15 protein-coding genes are annotated in these 24656 nt (G+C 59.9%); 3 read left to right on the top strand and 12 right to left on the bottom strand.

Annotated features, from left to right (window positions below; translation table 11 throughout):
* Nucleotides 1-83: 83 nt before the first annotated feature.
* Nucleotides 84-1427, top strand: coding sequence for a cation:proton antiporter (locus tag ABH912_RS05465; RefSeq protein WP_429509935.1), 1344 nt, complete (start codon nucleotides 84-86; stop codon nucleotides 1425-1427).
* 203 nt (nucleotides 1428-1630) lie between these two features.
* On the top strand, nucleotides 1631-2107 hold the full coding sequence (locus tag ABH912_RS05460; RefSeq protein WP_033054929.1) for a hemerythrin domain-containing protein: 477 nt from the start codon (nucleotides 1631-1633) through the stop codon (nucleotides 2105-2107).
* A 251-nt stretch (nucleotides 2108-2358) separates the two neighbouring features.
* Here ABH912_RS05460 and ABH912_RS05455 read toward each other — a convergent pair whose 3' ends face one another.
* From ABH912_RS05455 to ABH912_RS05440, 4 genes are all read right to left on the bottom strand, one after another.
* Complete coding sequence (locus ABH912_RS05455) at nucleotides 2359-2895, bottom strand: hypothetical protein (protein ID WP_429509934.1); 537 nt, start codon at nucleotides 2893-2895, stop codon at nucleotides 2359-2361.
* Nucleotides 2896-3000: 105 nt separating this feature from the next.
* Nucleotides 3001-4923, bottom strand: coding sequence for a PAS domain S-box protein (locus ABH912_RS05450; protein WP_429509933.1), 1923 nt, complete (start codon nucleotides 4921-4923; stop codon nucleotides 3001-3003).
* Between the two features lie 99 nt (nucleotides 4924-5022).
* Nucleotides 5023-7323 (bottom strand): ATP-dependent DNA helicase, encoded by a 2301-nt coding sequence (locus tag ABH912_RS05445; protein WP_429509932.1) that lies wholly within the window; start codon nucleotides 7321-7323, stop codon nucleotides 5023-5025.
* Nucleotides 7320-8987 (bottom strand): VRR-NUC domain-containing protein, encoded by a 1668-nt coding sequence (locus tag ABH912_RS05440; RefSeq protein WP_429509931.1) that lies wholly within the window; start codon nucleotides 8985-8987, stop codon nucleotides 7320-7322. The genes ABH912_RS05445 and ABH912_RS05440 overlap by 4 nt, the downstream gene beginning before the upstream one ends.
* Before the next feature lie 209 nt (nucleotides 8988-9196).
* Between ABH912_RS05440 and ABH912_RS05435 the strand changes: the two genes are divergently transcribed.
* Nucleotides 9197-9421, top strand: coding sequence for a YgdI/YgdR family lipoprotein (locus ABH912_RS05435; protein WP_429509930.1), 225 nt, complete (start codon nucleotides 9197-9199; stop codon nucleotides 9419-9421).
* Nucleotides 9422-9548: 127 nt separating this feature from the next.
* Here ABH912_RS05435 and ABH912_RS05430 read toward each other — a convergent pair whose 3' ends face one another.
* The 8 genes from ABH912_RS05430 to ABH912_RS05395 all read right to left on the bottom strand — a co-directional run bounded on the left by ABH912_RS05430 (nucleotide 9549) and on the right by ABH912_RS05395 (nucleotide 24505).
* The gene (locus ABH912_RS05430; protein ID WP_429509928.1) at nucleotides 9549-11402 is read right to left on the bottom strand and encodes a polyurethane esterase; all 1854 of its coding nucleotides are present in this window, start codon (nucleotides 11400-11402) and stop codon (nucleotides 9549-9551) included.
* Between the two features lie 85 nt (nucleotides 11403-11487).
* Nucleotides 11488-14532 carry an autotransporter domain-containing protein gene (locus ABH912_RS05425; protein WP_429509926.1) on the bottom strand — a complete coding sequence of 1015 codons (3045 nt, stop codon included), beginning with the start codon at nucleotides 14530-14532 and terminating at the stop codon, nucleotides 11488-11490.
* Nucleotides 14533-14749: 217 nt separating this feature from the next.
* A complete protein-coding gene (locus ABH912_RS05420; protein WP_429513052.1) occupies nucleotides 14750-17707 on the bottom strand; it encodes an autotransporter domain-containing protein in 2958 nt (985 codons plus the stop codon).
* A gap of 186 nt (nucleotides 17708-17893) precedes the next feature.
* On the bottom strand, nucleotides 17894-19258 hold the full coding sequence (locus tag ABH912_RS05415) for a TolC family outer membrane protein (protein ID WP_429509924.1): 1365 nt from the start codon (nucleotides 19256-19258) through the stop codon (nucleotides 17894-17896).
* A gap of 2 nt (nucleotides 19259-19260) precedes the next feature.
* The gene (locus tag ABH912_RS05410; protein WP_033054944.1) at nucleotides 19261-20595 is read right to left on the bottom strand and encodes an HlyD family type I secretion periplasmic adaptor subunit; all 1335 of its coding nucleotides are present in this window, start codon (nucleotides 20593-20595) and stop codon (nucleotides 19261-19263) included.
* Nucleotides 20592-22367, bottom strand: coding sequence for a type I secretion system permease/ATPase (locus tag ABH912_RS05405; RefSeq protein ID WP_429509922.1), 1776 nt, complete (start codon nucleotides 22365-22367; stop codon nucleotides 20592-20594). Before ABH912_RS05405 ends, ABH912_RS05410 begins: the two co-directional genes overlap by 4 nt.
* Before the next feature lie 187 nt (nucleotides 22368-22554).
* Nucleotides 22555-22980, bottom strand: a complete 426-nt coding sequence (locus ABH912_RS05400) for an AprI/Inh family metalloprotease inhibitor (protein WP_429509921.1) — start codon at nucleotides 22978-22980, stop codon at nucleotides 22555-22557.
* A gap of 67 nt (nucleotides 22981-23047) precedes the next feature.
* Entirely contained in the window at nucleotides 23048-24505 is a 1458-nt protein-coding gene (locus ABH912_RS05395) for a serralysin family metalloprotease (protein ID WP_429509919.1), read from the bottom strand.
* Between the last annotated feature and the right edge of the window lie 151 nt (nucleotides 24506-24656).

Here is a 24656-nt window from a genome sequence, read left to right as displayed (position 1 = left end):
ACTGACGCCTGAATACCTGCCCGCGACCGTCGATCAATCACCAAAGGCACGACATCGCGGCACGCACCCGACGAGTACCGAGCATGAGTTTCATTTTGTGGGTGGCGGTGTTGGGTGCGGTGCTGCTGACGCTGGCACTGACGTCGTCGTACCTGCGCTGGATGCCGGTGACTACGTCGGCGGTGTGCCTGGTGCTGGGTGTAGCCATCGGGCCCGCGGGGTTCGGGCTGTTGAAACTGGACACCGATGATGCGTCCACCTGGATGGAGCATCTGACGGAAGTCGCGGTGCTGTTTTCGTTGTTTGTCTGCGGTTTGAAGTTGCGCTTGCCGCTCAGGGACAAGAACTGGCGCATTGCCTACGGCCTGGCCGGCCCGGTCATGGTGTTGACCATTGCCGGTGTCAGTCTGTTGCTGCATTACGGCTTCGAATTGTCCTGGGGCGCGTCCGTGTTGATCGGCTCGATTCTGGCGCCCACCGACCCGGTGCTCGCCGCCCTGGTGCAGGTCAACGACGCCCGGGATGACGACAGCGTACGCTTCGGGCTGTCGGGTGAGGCCGGGCTCAATGACGGCATCGCCTTCCCGTTTGTCATCCTCGGTCTGCTGCTGGTGCAACACGACGGCGACCCCGGCTGGCTGAGCGACTGGGTGCTGCGCAGTCTGTTATGGGCTGTCCCGGCCGGTTTGCTCACCGGCTACTGGATGGGACGCGGCATTGGTCGCCTGACCTTGTTAATGCGCATCAAGAATGACGACAGCACCCTTTCCCCAAATGATTACCTCGCCCTCGCCTTGATTGCCCTGGCGTATGTCGGGGCTGAGTCGATTCACGGCTATGGCTTTCTGTCGGTGTTCGCTGCCGGCCTGGGTTTGCGCCACGAAGAAGTCAAATCCATGGGCGACGACGAACTTCCCGCCGAGCATCTGGTTCAGCCGGTTGTGGGTCATCAGAACGTCGAGCCGCAACATGCGGTTCATGGTGATACCGCAAGCCTTGAGGACACTCAGGTCGCGGCGGGCATCATGATGGGCGACATGCTCGCCTTCGGTAGTCTGGTGGAACGGGCCATGGAAGTCTTTCTGGTGACGTTGCTCGGCGTGGTGCTGATGGCGCACTGGGACTGGCGCGCGTTGCCGATCGCTGGCGTGTTGTTTTGCCTGATACGACCGTTGAGCGTCGTCGCCATGCCTTGGGGCAGTTTGCTCAACGGGCGCCAGCGAATGCTGATTGGCTGGTTCGGCATACGCGGCATCGGCAGTCTGTATTACTTGTTCTATTCGTTGAACCACGGCCTGAACCCGTCGGTGGCAACGCTGTGCATCAACCTCACACTGTCTGTCGTCGCATTGAGCATCCTGCTCCACGGCATCAGCACTCAACCCCTCCTCGCTCGATATGAACAACACAAGAATAAAAATAGCTGATGTTTACCGCGAACTGCATGAGTCAATTTCCGGACTCATGCAGGCTGCATGACTTCAGTTTGCTATCAGTTGCTTCAACTCCTTGTTTTATAAGAAAGGTATCTCACCGGAAAACCGGCACGACAAATGCTCAAGGACTATGAGCGACTTTCGGCCTTGAGACCGTTCGCGCTCACCCCCTGACTCGTTGGAGAGACCCGACCATGAACGCCATAGACTTGTTGAAAGCCGACCATGAACGCGTAAAAGGCATCCTGACCCAATTAAGCGAATCCACTGAGCGTGGAGTTAAGAAGCGCGGCGAGTTGCTGGCCAAGCTGGAAATGGAGATCGCCATCCATACCCGCCTCGAAGAGGAAGTCTTGTACCCGGCGTACAAGAAAGCCGGGGGTAAGGAACAGGACGTCATGTATTACGAAGCCAAGGAAGAACATCGCACCGTTGATTCGCTGGTGCTGCCAGACCTGAAAGTCACCGACCCGTCCACCCCGGAATTTGCCGGTCGCGTGAAAGTGGTCAAGGAACTGCTGGAACACCACATCGAAGAAGAGGAAACGGAAATGTTTCCTCAGGCGAAAAAGCTGCTGGGTAACGCCACCCTGGAAGAGCTGGGTGCGCAAATGGAAAGTTTGAAAGCTCAGTACAAGAAAGAAATGAGTGCAGCCAATCTGGCGGCTTGATGCAAGTGGCGGCAACCCTAAAGGCCTGATGCTGATCACTCAAGCCAAACGCGATCCGTAGCAGCTGGCGAAGCCTGCGTTCGGCTGCGAAGCAGTCGTGAAATCAGACGATGCGGTATTTCAGGAAGACCGCAAACTCAGGTTTTACGACTGCTGCGCAGCCGAACGCAGGCTTCGCCAGCTGCTACGGATTGTGTCGTTCCTGAACTGATCGGCATTAGGTATATACCGGGCCTTTTCGGGTGTTCGATTCACCCGCCAGGGTTGGTCACCTGGATGTAAACCGCGTAGCTGCCCAACAGCATCCAAAAAATGGCGAAAATCCACGGCGTACGCACGGAAAACAGCAACGACTTGCGATACCCCTTATGGGACGATTCCATCTCACTGAACAGCGGCGACTCATCGTAAGCAAGCCCCATCAAGGGCTCACTGTGCAGCAACTGACTCTGTTTGAAATGCCAGTGATCAATGATGTCGTATGCCGCGCGAATCCCCGGCCAGGCGTTGAGCGAACTGAGCAGCCCCAACAGTGCTAAAAAGGGTGGCACCACCAGCGTGAAGAGTTTTCCCCACTCAGGGTTGAGGTTAGACATGCACGATGCGAAGGCAATCACCAGAAACGATTGCGCCGCCAGGTAGGCGTCGGTGCGATTGGCCAGAATGCTGGTTTCATACTGGATTTCCCGGCGGTAGAAATCCAGACGCTCCTTGGGGGACCCGAACATCTTGGCGTTGTGTTCGGTCAGGGTTTCTTCGGCCGGGGCCTCGGTCAATATTCTGGGCACAAGAGTCACGCACGGGATGGAAAGCGTTTAGAAGTAACGTCTCCCGACAAGTTCAGCTGGAATGACAGACAAAGGAATCCGCGACCGAACTTTGAGCTCGCTTGGTCATTTCATGGTCGTGGCGATGATTTCCACCAGATTGAGTTGGGTAAAGGGTTTGGACAGGCGCGGAAGTCTGGTGGCGAAACCTTCCAGGCGCTCGGCGTAACCGGTGGCAAGGATGATCGGCAGGCTAGGCTTGATGATCCTGATAGCCTGCGCCAGTTCCGCGCCATTCATCTGTGGCATGGCCATGTCGGTGATGACCAGATCAATCGCCTGTTCACTGTCGAACATAGTCAGCGCCTGTGCGCCGGACGCGGCACTGATCACTCGATGCCCCAGGTCTTCGAGCAACAGACAGGTACTGGTCAACACCAGGCTGTCGTCGTCCACCACCAACACACACAGTCGGGGCACGGGCGGTGCGGCTTGCTCCTCGGCAACAGGTTTGGTGACTGAACCAGCGGTGGCGAAGGGTATCCACAGTTCGGCGGTTGTGCCTTTGTCCTTCAGGCTCTTGAGGACGAATCGGCCGCCCAACTGCTCGATAAAACCATGAACCATCGACAGCCCCAGGCCAGTACCTTTGCCTACTCCCTTTGTGGTGAAAAAAGGGTCCGTCGCCGATGCCAGCGTCACGTCATCCATGCCCTCACCGGTATCGGTGACACTCAGGCAGACATAACGACCGGGCGCCAGGCAAAGCTTCGTCTTGTCCAGAACAGCATCTGTCTGGGCACTGATCACGATTTTTCCGCCATGAGGCATTGCATCTCGAGCGTTGGTCACCAGGTTCAGTACCGCCAGTTCGAGCTGATTGACGTCGGCCAGGACCGGTTCAAGGTCTGGCGAAAAGCGCGTTTCGAGCACCACGGAAGGCCCGAGGGAGCTGCGCAACAGTCCGGTAATCCCTTGCACCAGCTTCGGGATCTCGACAGGTTCGGACTTGAGCTCCTGGCGTCTGGCAAACGCCAGCATGCGCTGAGTCAGGGTTACGCCACGCAGGGCACCCTGGGTGGCGTTGTCCACCAATCGGGTAATTCTCGGATCGTCCCCGACGCGTTTGCGGATGATCTCCAGATTGCCAAGGATGACGGTCAGCAAGTTGTTGAAGTCGTGGGCAATGCCACCACTGAGTTGACCGATGACCTGCATTTTCTGCGCCTGAAACAGCGCTTCACGGGTTTGCTCCAGGGTTTGCTGGGCTTGTGTGACTTCGGTGATATCACGGGTGATCTTGGCAAAGCCGAGTAACGTGCCGGTGTCGCCCCAAATCGGGTCGACCACGACATGTGCCAGGAACCGCGTACCGTCCTTGCGCACGCGCCAGCCTTTGTTTTCGAATCGCCCCTCACGTACGGCAATGTCCAGGGTCCGTTGTGGTTCGCCGGCCTCGCGGTCCTCCGGGGTATAAAACATCGAAAAATGCTGGCCAATGACTTCTTCGGGCAAGTAGCCCTTGATGCGCTGAGCCCCGAGGTTCCAGTTGGTCATGCGGCCATCCGGGGTGAGCATGTAGATGGCGTAATCAGTAACGCTTTGAACCAGCAGGCGGAACTGCTGTTCGCTTTGCTTGAGGACTTCTTCGGCCATCTTGCGGTCGGTCAGGTCGCGGGTAATCTTGGCAAACCCCAGCAACTTACCCGACGGGTCGAGAATCGGATCAATGACGACGTGGCACCAGAAATGCGTGCCGTCCTTGCGAACCCGCCAGCCTTCCCCCTCGAAACGCCCCTCCCTGGTCGCCGTGTTCAGCGCTCGCTGGGGCAAACCGGCACGGCGATCCTCTTCGGTATAGAACCGCGAAAAGTGCTGCCCGAGGATTTCGGACTCCTCGTACCCCTTGAAGCGCCTGGCGCCGGCGTTCCAGCTGGTGATGATGCCATCGGGATCAAGCATGTAGATCGCGTAGTCAATCACAGCATCGATCAACAGGCGAAAACGACTGTCGTCGATGGCGTCGGCTTTGGTCCGATCCTCGTTCATTGATCTCTCACGTCGTTATCGTTTTTCTGGAGTATGCGACAAACCAGAAATTTGGAAAGTTCGAAAAAAACGCTGGGTGGCGGCTCTGGAACCTACGCCTCAGATTATTGGGTGGTCAGACGTTCGCTGAGTTGCAAAAGAAGCTGGCGCAATCGACCACCAGCGCGGCAACAACTGCTTGACCTTACTATCGCCAAATCGGTCATCGATCAACATGACCACCCCTTGATCCTGCTGGGTGCGGATCACCCTCCCCGCCGCCTGCACCACTTTCTGCACGCCGGGAAACAGGTAGGTGTAGTCATAACCGGCACCGAAAATCGCCGCCATGCGCTGTTTCAACTGCTCGTTGACCGGGTTGAGTTGCGCCAGCCCGAGGGTGGCGATAAACGCTCCGATCAGTCGCGCGCCCGGCAAATCAATGCCTTCGCCAAACGCCCCGCCCAGCACCGCAAAACCGACGCCCTGACTGTCGGCGGTGAACTGATCGAGGAAGTCCTGACGCTGCCCTTCCCCCATGCCCCGGGACTGCGACCACAGATTGATGTGTGGGTGTTTCTCGGCCAGCAACTGCGCCACTTGCTGTAAATAATCGAAGCTGCTGAAAAACGCCAGGTAGTTGCCGGGACGTTGGCTGAACTGCCGGGCAATCAGCTCGACGATCGGCGCAAGGGATGACTGGCGATGGACGAACCGTGTGGAGATCTGGCTGACGATGTGCACTTGCAGCTGATCGGCGTGAAATGGCGATTCAACATCGATCCACACCGTGTCCGCCGGCGTGCCGAGCAGATCGGCATAGTAGTGGCGAGGGCTCAGGGTCGCGGAAAACAGCACGGTGCTGCGTGCAGCCGTCAGGCGTGGGCGGATGAAGCCGGCGGGTACCACGTTGCGCAGGCACAGCTGCGACAGGTTGCGTTGGCGGTCGAGGTCGCGCTTGCTGATGTCGAACAGGAACTGTTGATCAAAGAGCTCGGCCACCCGGCAAAATTGCAGCATGTCGAAATAGAAGTTCTGTAACGCGCCGTCCAGGCCTTGCGGATGATCGTTCAGGTATTCGCCGATGCTCGCGCTGCACGACGACAACGCCTGGAGCAGTTTTTCCGGCGCCTTGTCATAGGCCTGATAGGCGCCGAGTTGCAGGTTATGCAGGGCATTCCACTCACGGTTGACCCGTTGCAAGGGTTTTTTCAACGCATCGGGCGCGGTTTTTCGTACGCCGTTGAGGGTCGACTGGTCGAGGCTGGCGCTGTACATCTGCCGGCCGCGCTCCACCAGGTTATGCGCTTCGTCCACCAGCACCGCGACTGTCCAGTTATTGGCCTGGGCCAGCCCGAACAACAGTGCGCTGAAATCGAAATAGTAGTTGTAATCGGCGACCACCACGTCTGCCCAGCGGGCCATTTCCTGGCTCAAGTAGTAGGGACAGACCTCGTGTTGCAGGGCGACTTCACGCAAAGCGTTCTGGTTCAGCAGGGACAACTTGCTGGCCGCCTGGCGAGCGGCGGGCAAGCGATCATAGAAACCCTGGGCCAACGGGCAGGATTCGCCGTGGCAGGCTTTGTCCGGATGCTCGCAGGCCTTGTCCCGGGCGATCATTTCGAGCACCCGCAAGGGGGGCGCGTCGGCGCTGTCGAGGATCACTTGCGCGGCGTCCAGCGCCAGTTTGCGCCCCGGGGTTTTCGCCGTGAGGAAGAACACCTTGTCCAGTTGCTGCGGCGCCAGGGCCTTGAGCATCGGGAACAGCGTGCCGACCGTCTTGCCGATCCCCGTGGGCGCCTGCGCCATCAAGCAACGGCCGGTGCTGACGGCCTTGAACACCGATTCCGCCAGATGACGTTGCCCGGGTCGAAAGTCGGCGTGGGGAAACGCCAGTTGTTGCGCCGCCCGATTACGCCCCTCGCGATGGGCCATTTCCTGCTCGGCCCAGTGCAGGAACAAGGCGCAATGTTGTTCGAAGAACAGCCGCAGTTGCGCGGCGCTGAAAGCCTCGACCAGGCAGGTTTCCTTTTCGCTGACGATGTCGAAGTACACGAGGGCCAGATTGATCTGTGCCAGCTCCAGTTTCTGGCACATCAACCAGCCGTAAATTTTTGCCTGCGCCCAGTGCAGTTGACGGTGGTTGGCCGGTTGCTTGCTCAAGTCGCCGCGATAGGTTTTGACTTCTTCCAGGCAGTTTTGCGCGGGATCGTAGCCGTCGGCCCGGCCCTTGACCTTCAACGTTTGATACAGGCCTTCAAGCGCGACTTCACTCTGGTAGCCCTCGCTGCGCCGGGACGCCACCGTACGGTGCCCGACAATCCCTTCCAGCGCCGTCGGCGAAGGCGTAAAACGCAGGTCGAGGTCACCAACCTTGGCGGTGAATTCACACAGCGCCCGCACTGCGATGCTGTAACTCAAGCGCCCTGCTCCGCCCATTGCACGTAGCAGACGGCAATCGGCATCTGGTGCTCATGGCAGAACTCGAGCCAGCGCAATTGATTGTCTTGCAGGCGATCACCGGGGCCTTTGACTTCGATCATTCGGTAGGTTTTGTCCTGCGGCCAAAACTGGATCAGGTCCGGCATGCCGGCGCGATTGGCCTTGATGTCCGACAGCAGTCGATTGAACCAGTGCTTGAGGTGCTCGGCCGGCAAGCAATCGAGTGCCTGATCGAGCAATTCTTCGCTCAGCACACCCCAGAACACGAAGGGCGACTGCACGCCCCACTTGCTGGCATAGCGTTCACGAATTGTCTGGCGATATCGCCCGTCATCGAGTTCAGCCAGGCAGCTTTGGAACAGTTCCGCACGACGTTCATGAAAGTCCTCATTGAGCAGATCCACCGGCCCACGCTGGAACGGGTGGAAAAACGCTCCCGGCAACGGCGCGAAAATCGCCGGCCAGCACAGCAGACCAAACAGCGAGTTGATCAGGCTGTTTTCGACGTAATGCACCGGTGCCGACTCTTGCGCCAAATGCGCCTGAACGTAAGACTCCACCGACAACGCCGGGTCGGTTCTGGGCAGTTGCAGGTCCAGGCGCAGCATCTCCCGTGGGGATCCGCGCTTTATCACCGGCCCGCCCAACTTGCGCCGCAGCCTGGGCAGCACACGCAACAATTGTTGCTGCTCGGCGGCACTTTCCGGCGATTGCTCCACCACCGCGGCAAGGTCCATGGCCAGTTGGTATTCACCACAGCGCTCCAACACACGAATCAACCGCAGGCGCGCGCCGGGATACGCACACTCGCGGTAGATCGCCAGTGCGGTAGAGAAATCCGCTATGCGCTCGCAATGCTGACCGATCTGGAACAACAGTTTGCCGCGACGTCTTTGCAGCCAGGGATTGTTCAGCGCCAGCCCTTTGATCTGCTCGACAATGTCTTCTACTGCTTCGCCGGCCTCGAAATGCTGCTGACACTCATGAAGGAAGAGGCAGGCGTCCACGTCGTCGCGGCTACGCAGGCCTCGGGAGTCGGTGCAGAACTCGACTTTTTCATAGGTAAAGATGCCCAGGTCAGCCAGCACGAACTCGGACCAGTCCTGGTAAAGATTGCCGAAAAACATCAAGCGCAGCCGGTCGCAGAGGCCCATGATGGTCAGGCTGAACAATCGGTCATCCAGCGACGGGCACCATTGGCCGAAGCTGTGAGCCTGGGGAAACTGTTCGCTCAGGGCGGGCAGCCAATCGGTTTTTTTTCCCTTGGGCTGATCGATGGTGGCGCCAAAACACTGGAGAATTTCCGCCTTGAGCAGCACCTCGAACAGCGCTTCGATCGACAGCGGCGATTGCTCATCGATCCAGCCCAGCGCCAGCAGTGGGCCGGCGGCAATGGCGGTGTCGCCGATCTCGAGGTAATGCAGCTTGCTCGCCCGAAAGTGATTCCCCTTGCGCATCACCATCCTGACCAGCAGCGCCCTGGACTCACGGGGCAACCGCTTGAACTCGCGGATGAAGTGCTGCTCTTCGACACTCAACACATCGGCATAGCGATGCTCAAGCCAATCAAGCACTTGCATGAAGTTGTTCAAGTAGTAGAACGGATCGTCGAGAGGGTTTGCAGTCACAGGAAAAAAGGCCATGGCGAGCGAGTACTGGTTATGCGTACAGATACCAGCTACGCCCTGCCCGGTGCAAACGGAAAAGGATAAGCGGCGGCGTTAATCGGTAATTTTTCGGATGGCTATGAACTTTCTGCCGATCCATCGCACAAACCGCCTTATAGGTACAGTGACGATTGAAATTCGCTCGTGGCAGTCGCGCTGCTTTTTTTGAAGGATGAGAGGTGGTTATGAATATCAAGACTCTGGGCTTGCCCCTGGCGGTAGCGGCCTTTCTGGCCCTGGCCGGTTGCTCGACGCCAACGGTTGTGACGCTGCAGAACGGCACCCAGTATTTGACCAAGGACATGCCGAAAACCAAGACCAAGGACGGTTTCTTTGAGTTCGAAGATATTTCCGGGGCGAAAGTGAGGGTCAAGGCTGATGATGTGAGCACAATTCGGCAGGAAGACTGAGTACCGCGTTATCGTTCTTCGCGAGCAAGCCCGCTCCCACATTTGACCGAGTTCTTCCTGGAGAAATGCGATCAAGTGTGGGAGCGGGCTTGCTCGCGAAGGGGCCCTTACCGGCGCCACTTCACCTTCAGGCAATAACAACCCCTGAGCCCGACAGGCTATCCAGCCCAACCCCGACCAACGTCACCGAATCCCCCCCAAACGTCAATACCGTGTCGTGCCCCACCGCCGTGGCATGCGCCCGGTAGTCGTCGTTCGGCGTCACACCCTGAACCCCGAGAAACACCAGTTTGTCGCTGGCCTGGTAGCCAACCACCCGGTCCTGACCAAACGCGCCGCTAAACAGGAACGTATCGATTCCGCCCCCCGACTCCAACACGTCATTGCCCGCCCCGCCGACAAACACGTCGTTACCGGTGCTGCCGATCAAATGATCGTTGCCGTCCAGTCCAAACAGCCAATCGCCGCCAGCGTGTGCCTTGAGCGTATCGGCACCGGCGCCGCCCTTTACCGTTGACGCGTATTGGGTAACGTTGTTGCCCGCCTTAAGGCCTTCGGCCGTGACGCTGTGAGTCACGTCATCCTTGAACAGCCCCCACAGAACCCCCGGTTCCTTGGTCACAATGCTGCCAATGTCGCGGGTCATGCTGATGCCGCCATTGGCGTCGCGGATGTACAGGTTGCCGGCGCCGTCATTGGCGAAGTCGAAGTTCTTCACCGACTGCTGCACATCCAGCACGTTGTTGCCCTTGCCACCCAGCAAGATGTTGTAGCCACCACCGTCGCGGAAGGTGTCGTTGCCATCGCGGCCTTCCAGATAGTCGTTGCCCCGTCCACCCTGGATCAGATCATTGCCGTCACTGCCGATGATGAAGGTGCTGCCCTTGTGGGTTTCAGCGTTGCGATTCAGGTCCTGAACCCACGTGTTGGCGCGCGCCGGATCCGACAGGTTAGCAACGATGATCGTCGAGTCTTTGCTGGTGAGGTCGTAGAACTTCGACTCGATTACCCGGTTCATGCCGTCGCCATAGGCGGTCGGCAAGTGCGATATCCAGGTCGGTATATTGAGGATCGAAAACGGCAGCACATTCCACGCCGTCGAGGCGTAGTGGTCGTTGAAGCTGACGATGTTATCGGTCGTCGAAACCTTGGCGGCATCGTGTACGCCCACCGACGACAGGTTGAACGAGGAGCCGTCGAGGGCGCGGAACACCGGGTCGTTTTCGTAACCGACGTTCAGCACTTTATCGGTGCTGCTTTGGGTCGGCGAGGCGTAGGCGATGTAGCTGGAATCCTGGTAGAACCCGTTCCACTTGCCGCTGCTCAAATCCGCCAGGCTATTGACCGCCAACCCGCCGAGGCTATGGCCGCTGACCAGCACGTCCTTGCCCGACAGGCCATTGGCCTGGGCAAACGCCGCGACGTCGCTCAGCAGATTACCGAAGGCTTCGCCGACGTAATTTTTCGCATAATCCTTGGGCCCTAACGCCGCCAGCAGATCGTTGATCACATCGCCGATGGAGTCGCCGATCAGGCTTTCTCGTGGGCCGCTGGTACCTCGAAAGGCGATACCGATTTCGCTGAGATGCCCCTGCGCGTCGTACTTGCCGAGGATTTCCACCTGGGCGCTGGTGTACCCGGCCTTCTCGCCGAAGAACGTTCCGCGTGCGTCGACCTTGCCGTCATAGCCCAGTTGCGTGGCGGTGATCGGTGTCCACCCGGCTTTCTGCACCGCGTCCAGCGCGGCTTTTTCCGAATCGGGGTTCCATGGGATTCCGGGAATGACGCCCTGGGAATCGGCGCCGCCGATCAGTGCGGTCACCAGTGTCGCCGGCAAGCCAAGGCCGAAGCCGTTGTGCTGATAGCCGGTGGCAAAGCCGTTATCCAGGTTGTGATAGGAATACAGCGTGATCGCCATCGCGTCGGTAAATAACGCTTTGGAATCGGCTGTACCGAAGTTTTTGTAGTCGTACACACCCATTGGTATTGCCTCTCTCTTTGTTGGAATTGTTAGAGATAGCTCACAACCAGGACGTCCCATCACGAGGCGCCCCGGAGCATTTAAATCAGAACTGCCAGTCGAGCGTCAGACCCACACCGTGGTCTTTCTCGCGGGAGCCGAGCAGTCCGTTGTAATCCAGGCTCAAACGAACGTCCTGCGCCACAGCCAAACCGGCCCGCGCACCGATGACGGCAGCGTTACGGTCCAGGGAAACGCTCTGCACGCTGAACGCGGTGTTGCCGTTGGCGAAGGCCAGGTGATCTTCGGAACGGGTGTTGCTCAGGTTGTGCTGCCAGCCCAGCGTGCCGGACAGTTCCAGCTGCTTGTCCGACAGGGCAATGGCTTTGCTCGCCCGCAGGCCGAGGGTCGAGAGCACGGCGTCGCGGTTGTCTTCGCCCCCCTTGAGCGCTGCGGCATCACCCTTTTCGGTGAAACTGTCGCTGTTGAGGTGCACGTAAGCCAGGTTGGCGAACGGTTCCAGCGCCAGCGGTTGCAGGTCCAGGCGATACGCCGCTTCGGTAAACAGTTGTGCGGTTGTGGCATCGCGTTTGGATTTCTGTTTGCCGCTGACGTCGCCCAATTGAAGGTCACGCTTCACGTCGATGCGATGCCAGCTGTATGCGCCGCCGACGCTCAGACGCAGCGCATCGATTTCATGGCCCAGATAGGCGCCCAAGTGGTAGCTGTCGACCGAGGCTGACGAATGCGTGCCATCGCCCATGCTCAACGAACTGTCGCTGTAACCGGTCACGAAACCCAGCCGCGTATCTTCAGTGATCAGACCGTCGACACCGGCCAGCAAGCCGCCGATGGAGCTGTTGGAACTGGCGTTGTCATGCCCGCCATCGCTCTTGCCCCAGGCGCCGAGGACTTTGACCCAGGCGTTGCTACGGTCATCGGTCGGTGCCGCAGCGTTGAACAGATCACGCTCACGCAGGCGTTCACCGACGGCATCGCGCAGGTAACGGCTGTCGTTGATCAGCAGCGTGCCGATCGCCGGGTGAATCTCACCGGACAGTTGCTGGAACGCTTGTTGCGCGACGGCAGCGGTCGGCGAAAGCAGTAAGGTTTCATAGAGAGGATTGCCGGCGCCCAGTTGCTCGGCGGCTGCGGCGACGGCGCGTTGATTCGGGGTTTGGCCGACGCTGGCGAAGGACGCTGCGTTGCGCTCTACCGCCAGTTGGATGCCATTGGCCGAGTAGTCGAGCGTGCCTCCGATGAACAGGTAATCCGGGAGTACGGCACCGAAACGCCCTTCGATCCCGCCGGCTGCTTGCAGAATGTTGTATTGGTTGCCGAGCAAGGATTTCACTTCACTGGTGGTCAGCAAGGTCGGGCTATTTTCCAGGGACAGGCTGACGGTAGCGCCGTCGATCACCGCTTTGCCGCCCGCCACGATCCGATCGCTGCTGGTCGGCGACAACTCCACGGCGTAGGTCGAGCCAGGTTCGAAGATCACGTCGCCCGCCACCTGCAAGGTGCCGATGGAATTACCTGGCGCTACCGTGCCACCGCTTTTCGCGGTCAATGCGCCGATGCGGCCATTACCGCCGAGGATCCCGCTGTCGTTGACGGTGACCGCCGAGAGCAGCGAGCCGTTGATTGCCAGGCGGCCCTGATTGACCAGGGTCGGGCCGGCATAGGTGTTGGCGCCGGTCAGCACCAGCGTGCCGATGCCCTGCTTGGTCAGGCCACCATGGCCGGAAATGTCATTGCGCCATGTGTCGAGGCCGCAGTGCACGTCATTGCACACGCGTTCGGTCGGTTTGCCCGCGTCGATGATCGCGCCGATCCCCGGCAAATCCGCGACAAACTGGCTCGAACCGTAGGCACCCTGGATGCGCAACTCCTCGGGAATGTCTTGCTCGGTGACAAACATCGCCGGGCCATCGATGCCTTTGCGCAGGTTGATCATGCCCCAGCCGTACAGCGAATCGACACCTGGCGCACCGAGGTCGGTGGCCGTGGTGCGCAACACGCTGGCGACCTGGGCGCCGGTCATGTACGGGAAGCGTTCCATCAGCACGGCCATGGAACCGGCGACATGCGGCGCCGCCATCGAGGTGCCGTTGTAATTCTTGTAGCCGGTGGTCAGGTCGCCGGCGTTGGTACCGCTGATGATCGAGCTGTAGATCTTGCTGCCCGGGGCGGACACGCAAAAGCTGGCGGTGTAGCCGCAGCGCGATGAGAAGGTGCTGATGTTGTAGAGATCCGGGCTGTTGAGGTCCGGGTTTTTCTGCAACGCCGCCACGGTCACCCAGTTCGGCGCGATGTCCGGGACGAAATAGCCCAGGCCTGCGATGGCGTCCGGGTTGTTGAGGTTGTAGTCGTTGCCGGCCGCGAAGATCGTCACGATACCGCTGCGGGCCGCCGCGATGGCGCCGTCGTAGGCTCCGCCCGGTTTGGTCCCGAGCAGCGGACGGATCTCATTGAACTGCAATTGCGCGTCTTGCACGGTGAAATGCGGGTAGGCGGGATTGCGTCCGCCGAGGTCGAAGCGATCGGTGATGCCGATGCCCCAACTGTTGTTGATGATCCGCGCGCCGCTGGCGATCAAGGCATCCCAACCAGCCTTGTAGACCGCACCGTCATTGCCGCGAATGATGCCGTCTTCCGGGCCCGGATCTCCGTTGTCCGCACTGATGATCTGCGAGCCGAACGCCACACCATGCATCGGGCCGCCATCGCGACTGCCGGCAGCAATCCCGCCAACGTGGGTGCCGTGGGCCCCCAGCTTGCCGTCGGAACCAATCGAGGGCGAACCGTCGTAGCGAAAGGCGTCTCCCGCTTTGACCGGGATGTACGGGTCGGTGTATTCGCGGATGCCGCTGGTGACCAGGGTGATCACTTTGTTGGGGCCGGAAAACTCCGGATGCGCGGCGTAGACCGGTTGGTCGAAGATCCCCAGTTTCACGCCTTTGCCGGTGTAACCGGCAGCGTAGGCCTCCTGTGCGTTGACCGCTCCCAGCCCCCAATCGGCATTGAATTCAGTGCTGCGCCAACTGTTGGGATCGCCTGCTCTACCGTTTTCCACGTAAGGCGCCGCGTGTGCGGTACCGAGGGTGGCCAATGCGCAAAGCATGGCCAGGTTGTTGTGCTTGTTATTCATCCAGCTACCGTCCTTAGTTGTGTTGCCAAAATCCCTGTGCCTTGAAAAGCACCCTTCAAATTCACACACATCCTGTAGCAGCTGGCGCAGCCTGCGTTCGGCTGCGCAGCAGTCGTAAACCCTGAATGCACGGTGTGACTGATGGACCGCGGAGTCTGATTTTGCGACTGCTTCGCAGCCGAACGCAGCCTTCGGCAGCTGCTACAAGGGGTCTGCGTTAAAACTGCCAATTGAGGCTGAGCCCTACGCCATGGCTCTTCTCGCGGCTGGCCAGTTGGCCGGTGTAATCGAGGTTCAAGCGGATGTCCCGGCTCAGGGCCAGGCTGGCATGGGCGCCCACCAGCGCGGCATCACGCACCATTGACGAACTCTCCACGGAAAACGCTGTGCTGCCGCCGGCAAACGCCAGGTGCTCATCAGAATCGGTTTGGCTCAGGTTGTGCTGCCAGCCGAGGCTGCCGCTCAGGTCCAGTTTCTGCTGGCCGGACAGGTTCACGGTTTTCAATGCGCGCACGCCCAACGTGCTCAGCACCGCGTCACGCGTGTCGCCACTGCTTTTCAGTGCGGCGGCGTCACCTTTCTCGGTGAAACCTTCGGTGTCGAGGTGCACGTAGGCCAGATTCGCGAAAGGTTCGAGCGCCAGAGGTTGCAGGTTCAGGCGATACGCCGCTTCGCCGAACACTTGGGTGGTCCCGGCATCGACCTTGGCTTTCTGTTTGGCACTGACGTCGCCGTATTGCAGGTCACGTTTGACGTCGGCCCGATGCCAGCTGTAGGCACCACCGGCACTCAGACGCCAGGCACCTGACTCGCGGCCGGCATAAGCACCCAGGTGATAGCTGTCGACCTTGGCCGATGAGTGAGTGCCGGAGCCCATGCTCACCGAGCTGTCGCTATAACCGGTGACCAGACCGATCCGGGTTTGCTCATCGAGCGCTCCGTCGACACCGGCGAGCAAGCCGCCAATCGAGGTGGTGTAACCGGCGGTGTCATGGCGCTCATCTGTCTTGCCCCAGGCGCCCAGCACCTTGATCCAGCCATTGCTTTGAGTGCCTTGGGCGTCAATCAGTCGCTCGCCGACAGCATCACGCAGGTAGCGGCTGTCGTTGATCAGTACCGAACCCAGCGCCGGATAGATTTCCCCCGACAACTGCTGAAACGCCTGTTGAGCTGACGTCGCGGTGGGCGACAGCAGCAGGCTTTCGTAAACCGGATTGCCCGCCCCGAGGCCTTCCACGGCGGAGGCTACGGCGCGCTGGTTCGGCGTTTGGCCGACGCTGGCGAAGGTCGTGTCGTTGCGCTCGACACTCAATTGAATACCGGTGGCGGCGTAATCGAGGCTGCCGCCGATGAACAGGTAGTTGGGCAGCACCGCACCGAACTGACCTTGAATGCCGCCGGCCGCTTGCAGGATGTTGTACTGATGACCGAGCAGGCTTTGCACTTGTTGAGTGCTGAGCAAGGTCGGGCTGTTTTCCAGAGACAGGCTAACGGTCGCGCCGCTGACCGTGGCCGTACCGCCCACGACGATCCGGTCGCTATCGGTCGGCGACAGCTCCACCGCGTAGGTCGAACCCGGCGCAAACGTGACGTCGCCGCTGACCTGCAAGGTGCCAATGGAATTGCCAGGCGCAACCGTCGCGCCGCGGTTGGCGGTCAGTGCGCCGAAGAGCCCCGATCCACCCAGCGTGCCGCTGTCATTGACGGTCACCTTTGATGCCAACGAACCGTTGACCGACAGCAGACCGCCATTCACCGTGGTCGGCCCGCGATAAGTGCTGTTGCCGGTCAGCATCAGGCGTCCGGCACCGGACTTGATCAGGCTGCCTTCGTAGACCCGAGTGGAGGCGGCAAGATCGCGTGCCATGCCCACCGCGTAGTCCGTCTGATCCTGCTGGCTGGCACCGACCGGTACACCGTTCTCCCAACCTTTGGTCTGCAATGTCTGTTGCCAGGCACTGTGTTCCGCCGCGTCTTCGCTCTGACGCTGAATCAGCGCCTTGTCGGTGATGTTGTTACTCCAGACATCACTCTGCCCTGCCCCCAGATTGGCGTCGAAACGTCCGAGCAATTGCCCCGGCCCGCGCATCGCCCGTTCGAGGTTGGCCACGCCCCAGCCGACGCGGGTATTCGGCGCCTCGGTGATCGAACCGTCGAGCTGGGTGGCGGTGGTCAGCAGGGTTTCCAGCGCCTGCTGGTTGTTCATGTACGGGTAGCGCTCCATCACCAGCGCCAGGGCACCGGTGGCATGCGGCGCGGACATGGAGGTGCCGGACTTGATCGCAAAGCCTGCGCCGGGAATGGTGCTGTCGATCTTCGCGCCGGGGGTGGTGATGCACCAATACTTGGCGATCCCGCACTGGTTGTATTTCTGCTGATTGCCTTGATCCAGACCCGACACCGCCAGCCAGTGGCCTTCCAGGTCCGGCTCAAAGTAAGGCAAGGCAGAACGCACGCTGGCATTGGGGTACCCGCTGTTACCGGCGCTGAACACGTTGATTACGCTGCGTCGGGAAACGCCCGCCGCCTCATCGAGCCAGGTGCCTTTGTTCCAGTGCTGGGCGTAGGCCGCCTGCAGATCGGCGAGGGTCCGATAGCTGACGTCCGGTGGCTGGCTGCCCCAGCTGTTGTTGATCGCTCGCACACCGGCATCCGCCAACGCGTTATAGACCGCTTTGAAGTAGCGTGGATCAGGATTGGGGCCAAACAGGAAGCTGTCGTTCTTGTTGGTGTTGCCGACGTAGACCTGCGCGTTGTAAGCCACGCCGTGCATGCCGGTACCATCGCGGGAAGCCCCAATGGTGCCGGCGACGTGCGTGCCATGGGAATCGTTGTTGGCGTTGAGTGCGCCGTCGACATTGAACCGGGAGCCGTCAACGTAACTGCCGCTGGCGGTCACCGCGTGGTAACGGCCGGTGGCGAATTCGGGATGGGCCGCATCGAAGCCTGAATCGAGCTCGCCGATTTTCACCCCTTTGCCAGTGATGCCGGCGGCATAGGCTTGATCGGCTTGCATACGGGCAAGTCCCCAGTCGCGCTGGAACTCCGCCGAGCGCCAACTGGCGGCATCACCGGGCACGCCGGTTTCCAGGTAAGCGGCCTGCACTGAGACGGGCATTGCTGACACCAGGAGTAATAGCGTGCCGACCGACATCGGCTTGATCTGTACGTCCATGTTCATGACTTCTCGCTTTTTTGGCGTTTTTAGAATTCTGGTTGGGTGCTGCTTTCCTCAGGTTGTCGCTGTTCCTGTGGCGAGGGAGCTTGCTCCCGCTGGGCCGCGAAGCGGCCCTTGACGGCGGTTGCTGCGCAACCGAACGGGAGCAAGCTCCCTCGCCACATGTGGTGTTTCTTCAGGAATTCATTGAGTTCTGGGGCCTTGGCCGAAGGCCTCGTCAACCTTGGCCAGATCCTGCTCATTCAACGTCCCGGCGTAGTAGTGCAACTTGGTCCAGGCCATCAAATAGTCGTAGCGTGCCTGGGCCAAATCCCGGCGGGTGGTAAAGAGTTGTTGTTCGGCGTTCAGCGCATCGAGGTTGACCCGTTCACCGCCCAGGATGCTTTGCTTGGTCGACACCACCAGCGCTTCGGCAGATATCTGGGCCTTCTGATAAGCGCGCAGCTTGTTCACACCGGACAGACAGGCGCTGAACTGGCGACGCAGCTGGATCAGCGTGTCCCGGGTCTTGCCGTCCAGTTCGTACTCAGCCTGTTCCATGGTGCGGCTGGCCTGGCGGGTCGATGCGGACACCCCGCCACCCGCATACAACGGCACGCTGACTTCAATCCCGATGGTGTTGGTGTCGTAACGCTGGTTGTAGGTGTTGCCGCTTTCCGACTCGTTCTGGCGCACCGAGGCGTAGGCACTGACTTTGGGCAGGTGCCCGGCGCGGTTGCGTTCGACTTCATACCGCGCAACTTCCACGGCATGGCGCTGCGAAGCCAGATTCGGGTTGTTGGCCACGGCCATCTCGTGCCAGGTGTCGTAATTGGCCGGTTGCAGCGTGAACGTCTGGAAACGCTGATCCAGCGGCGCCAAATCCCCGATGTTGATTGCCGGCTCGCCGATCAGCGCGCCCAGTTCTCGTAACGACGCGTCCTGCTCATCACGGGCTTCGATTTCCTCGGCCGTGGCCAGTTCATAGCGGGACTCGGCCTCAAGGATGTCGGTGCGCGTGCCCTCGCCCTGACGAAACATGTGTTCGTTCTGCTGGAACTGTTGCTCGAACGCCTTTTTCTTGGCTTGCGCGATGTCGATCTGATCCTGAGCGAACAGCGCCTGGGTGTAATGCTCCAGCACCCGAACCAGCAATTCCTGGCTCTTGCCGCGAAAGGCTTCGTCGGCAAACAACGATTGCGCCACGCCTTTGCGGTACAACGCGTAAGCCTCGTAGTCGAGCAGCGGTTGTTGCAGGGTCAGGGTCGAGCCGTAACTGCTGTAGTTGCGGTCATCGCTCTGGCTACGACCGCGATCGTTCAGGTAGGTCACCTTTGAGGAGTTGCGCCCCTTGTTGTAGTTGTAACCGATCCTGGGCAACAGCCCGGCGCGGCCAATGACGCGGTTTTCAAGGCCGGCATCGCGTTCCTTGAGGGCGCCGAGAAACACCGGATCATTGCGCAATGCTTGTTCGTAGATGTCGAACGGTCCCATCGCCAGCACACTGTTGCAGGTCAGCAACGCCAGGGTCGCTGCGAGCATGGAAAGCTTATTCATACAGCGGAACATCCTTATTCCTCAGTCAACGCGGAACCTGCCCGGTCGAGCAGCGGTTTGAACAAATAGTTGAGGAGTGAACGTTCACCGGTGCGCACGAACATTTCCGCCGGCATGCCGGGCTTGATCACCAGACCGTTGAGTTTTTCCATGGCCTGATCGCTGACGCTGCTGCGCAACACGTAATACGGCGCACCGGTTTTCTCGTCGATCATCTGGTCGGCGGAGATCAGGCTGACTTCGCCGGGCACACGCGGCGTGCGGCTCTGATTGAACGCCGTGAACAAAATGTCCACCGGCAAGTGAGTACCGACCTTGTCGACCAGGTTGACCGGCAGGTGCCCTTCCACCTCCAGACTCGTCCCCTGAGGCACGATCTCCAGCAGGGTTTCGCCCTGACGCACCACCGCGCCGACGGTGTGAACCCCGAGGTTGACCGCAATGCCATCGGCCGTGGCGATGATCTCGCTGTGTTGCAGATCGAACCCGGCGGAAGTCAGCTGCTCTTCCAGCGTCACGCTTTTCAATTGCGCATCGGCCAGTTGGGTGCGGACTTCTTTCTGGTACTCCTCGATGTGCTGCTGCAGTTTCAGCCGCGATTCGAGGATGCCCTGCTCCACACGGCCGCTGTCGCCGGTGTTTTCTGCCAATTGCTGCTGAACCTGCGACAGCTGACGCTGGTACTCCATCAACCGATTGCGCGGGATGTAGCCGTTATCCGCCAGGGGCTGAAGGTTGCTCAGCTGTTGTTGCAAAGAACTGGCTTGGGCAGTCAGGTCCGTGCGGGCGCGGCGCATGCCGGCCAGTTGCGCGCTGGCGCCTTCGATGCTGGCGCGCAAGGCAGCCTGCTCGCGGGAAAACGCTTCACGGCGGCTGCTGAACAACTGCCGTTGACCTTCCAGCACCAAGGCCAGGCGCGGGTCAGGATTGTTGCTCAGTTCAGCGGGGAAACTCACTTGCTTGAGGTTGTCCCGTTCACTCTGCCACCGCGCCAGACTGGCCCAGGCCATGCGGTATTGCGCTTGCAGCGATTGCACGTCAGCGGCGACTTGTGTCTGGTCGAGCTGGAACAATGGCTGGCCCTGCTTCACCACTTGGCCCTCGCGCACCAGAATCTGGCTGACCACGCCACTGCTCATCGATTGCACGGCTTTGCGCTTGCCCGACACCACTACCGTGCCTTGCACAGGAATGCCTTGGTCGAGAGGCGCGAGGCTGGCCCAGGTGAAGAAGCTGCCGGCGCCGACAATCGCCAGAATCCAGCCCATGCGGACGAAGAAACGCGCGTCGCGCTCAGGGCGTTCGGCGATGTAGTCGTGTTCCAGGGTGGCTTCGCTGATGTTACTCATACGCCCGAGTTCCTTGTCGAGGGCTGATACTGCCGGCTCATGCTGAGTCCGCCCGGTGCTTGCGCGGTTTTCTCCCGCGGCTGCTCCTGATGGCCTGCGAGTGCCTTGAGCACGTCCTGGCTTGCACCGAAGGCTTGCAAGCGCCCTTCGTTGAGCACCAACAACTTGTCGGCCTGGGCCAGTGCCGAGGAGCGATGGGTCACCAGAATCACGCTGGTGCCTTGGGCTTTCATCTGCGCGATGGCGCTGGCCAATGCGGCTTCGCCCACGGTGTCGAGGTTGGAATTGGGTTCGTCCAGCACCACCAGGCGCGGGTTGCCATACAGGGCGCGGGCCAGTGCCACACGCTGCTTCTGGCCCCCGGACAAGCCGCTGCCGTCCTCGCCGAGCACGGTGTCGTAGCCTTGCGGCATGCGCAGAATCAGTTCGTGAACGCCGGCCTGCTGCGCGGCTTCAACGACTTTTTGCGGGTCCGCCTCGCTGAACCGGGCGATGTTTTCGGCGATGCTGCCGCTGAACAGCTCGATGTCCTGCGGCAGATAACCGATGTAGGGGCCAAGATCGTCGCGGTTCCAGCGATGAATGTCCGCGCCGTCGAGCCGCACCGTACCGCCCAGCGTCGGCCAGACGCCAACGAGCACCCGGGCCAATGTCGATTTGCCGGAACCGGATGCTCCGAGCACGCCCAGCACTTCCCCGGCACCGAGGCTGAAATTGACCAGGTGCAGCGTGGCCGCCCGTTGCCCTGGCGGCGCGGCGCTGACCTGCTCGAACGCGATCTGGCCTTTCGGCGCTGGCAGCGCCATGGCTTCGTCACTCGGTGGGAACGCTTGCAACAACGAATCAAGACGACGGTAAGCGAGCTTGGCGCCGCTCCACTGCTTCCACACGGCGATCAACTGATCGATGGGGCTCAGCACGCGGCCCATCAGAATGGAGCCGGCGATCATCATCCCGGCCGTCATATCACCCTTGATCACCAGCAAGGCACCCAGCCCCAGCACCAACGATTGCAGGCACAGGCGCAGGGTTTTGCTCAGAGAGCTGATGACGGCACCGGTGTCGCTGGCCTGGTTCTGCAAGCCGAGGAACCGTGAATGGACCTGAAACCAGCGTGTACGCAACGCCCCGAGCATGCCCATGGCCTGAATGGTTTCGGCGTTGTGCAGGTGACTGGTGGCCAGTTGGCTGGATTTCTGGGAAAACCCTGCGGCTTCGCCCAAGGGCTTTTTGGTCATTGCCTCGTTGAGGCACGCAAGGCCGATCAACAGCACCGTGCCCACCGTCGCAAACACGCCGAGCCAGACATTGAACAGGTAGATCACAAACAGATAGACCGGAAACCACGGCGCATCGAAGAAGGCAAACAGCGCAGGACCAGTAACGAATTGGCGAATTTGCGTCAGATCCCCCAAGGCTTGCCCGGCGTTGCCCTCGCCCCGAAACAGGTTGCGTTCGAATGCAGCCTGATAAACCCGCAGGTTGAAGCGGCGCTCCAGCTGGCTGCCGATGCGGACAACGATGAAGCTGCGGGTAATTTCAAGCAAGCCAATGAAGGCAAAGAACCCGACGACCATTAAGGACAACATGGCCAGCGTTGTTTCGTTTTGCGAAGACAGCACGCGGTCGTAGACCTGAAGCATGTAAATCGACGGAACCAGCATCAGCACATTAATTAACGCGGTAAAACAACCGACGCTGATCAGGATGCTCTTATAGTCGCCCAGCGCCTTAATTAACGGTGCGGTGGCCGGGCTCTTTGCCATCTTCATGGGTTATTCCTGAGGTGTTATTCCTCGCCCTGTCTGGCGAAGTTTCCATTAACTGTCCGCGCAGGGGCGGATATAGGCCTTGCGGTAGTGCTTACAAACTAATAACAACTTTTCGTGGGCGACAGAGCGCCTGGACTAGTTGTGTTGTGCTTATGTCGGCAATGACGAGCGTTATATCCGAATCGTGTTATTGCACCTGGCGCACAAGTGTTATGACCAGATCGGATTTCAATGTGGCTTTATACGATCCGTCGCGTTGGCGACTGAGAAATAGAATCTTCGAACCTTCTTTGCCGGTGATCGCCAGGCCATCCGGCTCAGGGAACCAGCCGATCGCCGATTCGCCGCTCAGCCAGGCGCTGAGACAATCGGCGCCCTCACCCAGCGTCTGTTTCGGTTGAAAGTCGATGACGCAGACGTTGGACGGTTTGTCCTGCAACGCCTGGGACTCTGGCGAGTCCTCCTTGGCGATCAGGGTCGCCTGCCATTTGCCCGCCAATTCCGAGGGGTCTGCTAATTTCAGGCTGCTTGCCATGGCTGAATCTCCAAAAAACATCATGAACGTCGCCAATAGCCACGCGGTTGTTCTGCAGGTGAAGCCGTTATCGATCATAAGGCGCTTTACTCCGATCAAGGTGCAGAGAGCAGCGCGTCTGCGCTGCCCTCCTTTTCACCTCAGATTACGCAGCGATGTCGGAGTAAGCCGCCTGGCCCACGGTGCTGACCAGGAAATCGGCCACGCCATGCCCGGAGAAGTCCACCGACAACAGGCTGTTGCCACCCGAAGAGGTCAACACCGCATCGCCCGCCGCACCGGTGAACGAGTTCACGAAATGCAGGCCTGCACCGTTGGTGATGCCGGTCAGGTCGATCTTGTCCAGGCCACTGACAAAATCGAGGATCTGGTCGACAGCACCGGGTTTGGAATCGCTGCTGGCCGCGAAAACGAAGGTGTCCGAACCGGCGCCACCCCACAGTTTGTCCGCGCCGCCCGCGCCGAAGAGGATGTCGTTGCCGGCACCGCCCTTCAGTTCGTTGGACACGCTGTTGCCGATCAGCAGGTCGCTGCCCGAACCGCCGATAGCGTTCTCGACGGTGACGCCCTTGGCGATGGACACGTTACCCACCAGGCCGCCAACGTCGGAGAACGAGGCCTCATTGAGGTTGATCTTCTGGTTTTGGGTAAAACCGGAGAAGTCCAGGGTGTCCTTGCCGCCCGCATCCCATACCGAAAACACAACCTTGTCCGACGACGACGTCGCGCTCAGGAAGTCGCGCCCGGCGTTGGAGTTGAAGCCATAGGTGGTGTCACCGGTACGGGTGGTGGTGTTGGCGCCGTAGAGCTTTTGGATGGCCGCGATATCGTCCATCAGCGGACCGGACGAATAAGCTTCGACGCCGCCCTTGCTGAAGTTCTGGCTGGTATTGCTTTCACTCCAGTAGCTCATGACGCTGTAACCGCGGGTGTCTTGCCCGTAGGAAGCGTCGTTGTAGGTCGGAGCGCCCTCGCCTGCGTTGTAGTCGCCAGGGTGGGCAAGGCCCAGGGTGTGACCGATTTCGTGGGTCAGGGTTTGCCGGCCGTAATTGTTCAGGTCCGGCGTCTTGTTTGGCGTGTAGCTGCTGTTGGTCAGGTACCAGGAAGTACCGTCATAACCCGCGCCGGTGCCAGGCAGATAGGCGAAGGCCGCTGCCCCATCCTGACCGCCGCTGTAGTTGCCGAAGGTCATGTGACCGTCGCCGCCCGTAGCCTTGTCGGTGAACGTGACATTGGCCACATCGGCCCAGGATTGCATGGCAAGCACGGCCTGGCCTTTCTGCTGAGCGCTGAACTGGCTGAACCCGGTGATCCCGTGTTTGTTCATGGTGCTCGACGATGCCGAGGTCAGGAACGTGTAGGTGAGTTCGATTTTGCCGCTGCCGTCCTTGTCCTGGTAGGCAGCGCCATCGCGCAGCAATTGGGTCGCTGCCTGGTCGACGGAGAAGGAGGGTTTGCCATTGACCATGAGGTTACCGCCCCGATCATACTGATGGCTGAAGCTATTGATCTGGTTGAACGCAGAACTGGATGCAGCCAATGCTTGCAGTGGCTGGAACGCCTGTTCGGCGGTATCAATAGCGTTGTCTTTTACTTTCGACATAAACACACTTCCTTGTTTAGCTATGGAACAGTTTTTTGTCAGACAGCGACAATCTCTGGCGAGATCGTCCTATCACTCGCCCAATGAAGGCGAAAGAAAACTGACACAATTTGAAATCAACCGTCTACATTTTTTTTGACGTCAAATTGAG

Origin of the sequence: Pseudomonas sp. BT76 TE3572 (assembly GCF_050435365.1) — a bacterium.
Lineage (GTDB): Bacteria > Pseudomonadota > Gammaproteobacteria > Pseudomonadales > Pseudomonadaceae > Aquipseudomonas > Aquipseudomonas fluorescens_W.
This window is presented reverse-complemented; position numbering and strand designations above follow the sequence as displayed.

Bases quoted from the DNA above. Each gene is read 5' to 3' on its own strand.
- ABH912_RS05465 (WP_429509935.1), top strand. From the start codon at position 84: ATGAGTTTCATTTTGTGGGTGGCGGTGTTGGGTGCGGTGCTGCTGACG.
- ABH912_RS05460 (WP_033054929.1), top strand. From the start codon at position 1,631: ATGAACGCCATAGACTTGTTGAAAGCCGACCATGAACGCGTAAAAGGC.
- ABH912_RS05450 (WP_429509933.1), bottom strand. From the start codon at position 4,923: ATGAACGAGGATCGGACCAAAGCCGACGCCATCGACGACAGTCGTTTT.
- ABH912_RS05440 (WP_429509931.1), bottom strand. From the start codon at position 8,987: ATGGCCTTTTTTCCTGTGACTGCAAACCCTCTCGACGATCCGTTCTAC.
- ABH912_RS05435 (WP_429509930.1), top strand. From the start codon at position 9,197: ATGAATATCAAGACTCTGGGCTTGCCCCTGGCGGTAGCGGCCTTTCTG.
- ABH912_RS05430 (WP_429509928.1), bottom strand. From the start codon at position 11,402: ATGGGTGTGTACGACTACAAAAACTTCGGTACAGCCGATTCCAAAGCG.
- ABH912_RS05425 (WP_429509926.1), bottom strand. From the start codon at position 14,532: ATGAATAACAAGCACAACAACCTGGCCATGCTTTGCGCATTGGCCACC.
- ABH912_RS05420 (WP_429513052.1), bottom strand. From the start codon at position 17,707: ATGGACGTACAGATCAAGCCGATGTCGGTCGGCACGCTATTACTCCTG.
- ABH912_RS05415 (WP_429509924.1), bottom strand. From the start codon at position 19,258: ATGTTCCGCTGTATGAATAAGCTTTCCATGCTCGCAGCGACCCTGGCG.
- ABH912_RS05410 (WP_033054944.1), bottom strand. From the start codon at position 20,595: ATGAGTAACATCAGCGAAGCCACCCTGGAACACGACTACATCGCCGAA.
- ABH912_RS05405 (WP_429509922.1), bottom strand. From the start codon at position 22,367: ATGAAGATGGCAAAGAGCCCGGCCACCGCACCGTTAATTAAGGCGCTG.
- ABH912_RS05400 (WP_429509921.1), bottom strand. From the start codon at position 22,980: ATGATCGATAACGGCTTCACCTGCAGAACAACCGCGTGGCTATTGGCG.
- ABH912_RS05395 (WP_429509919.1), bottom strand. From the start codon at position 24,505: ATGTCGAAAGTAAAAGACAACGCTATTGATACCGCCGAACAGGCGTTC.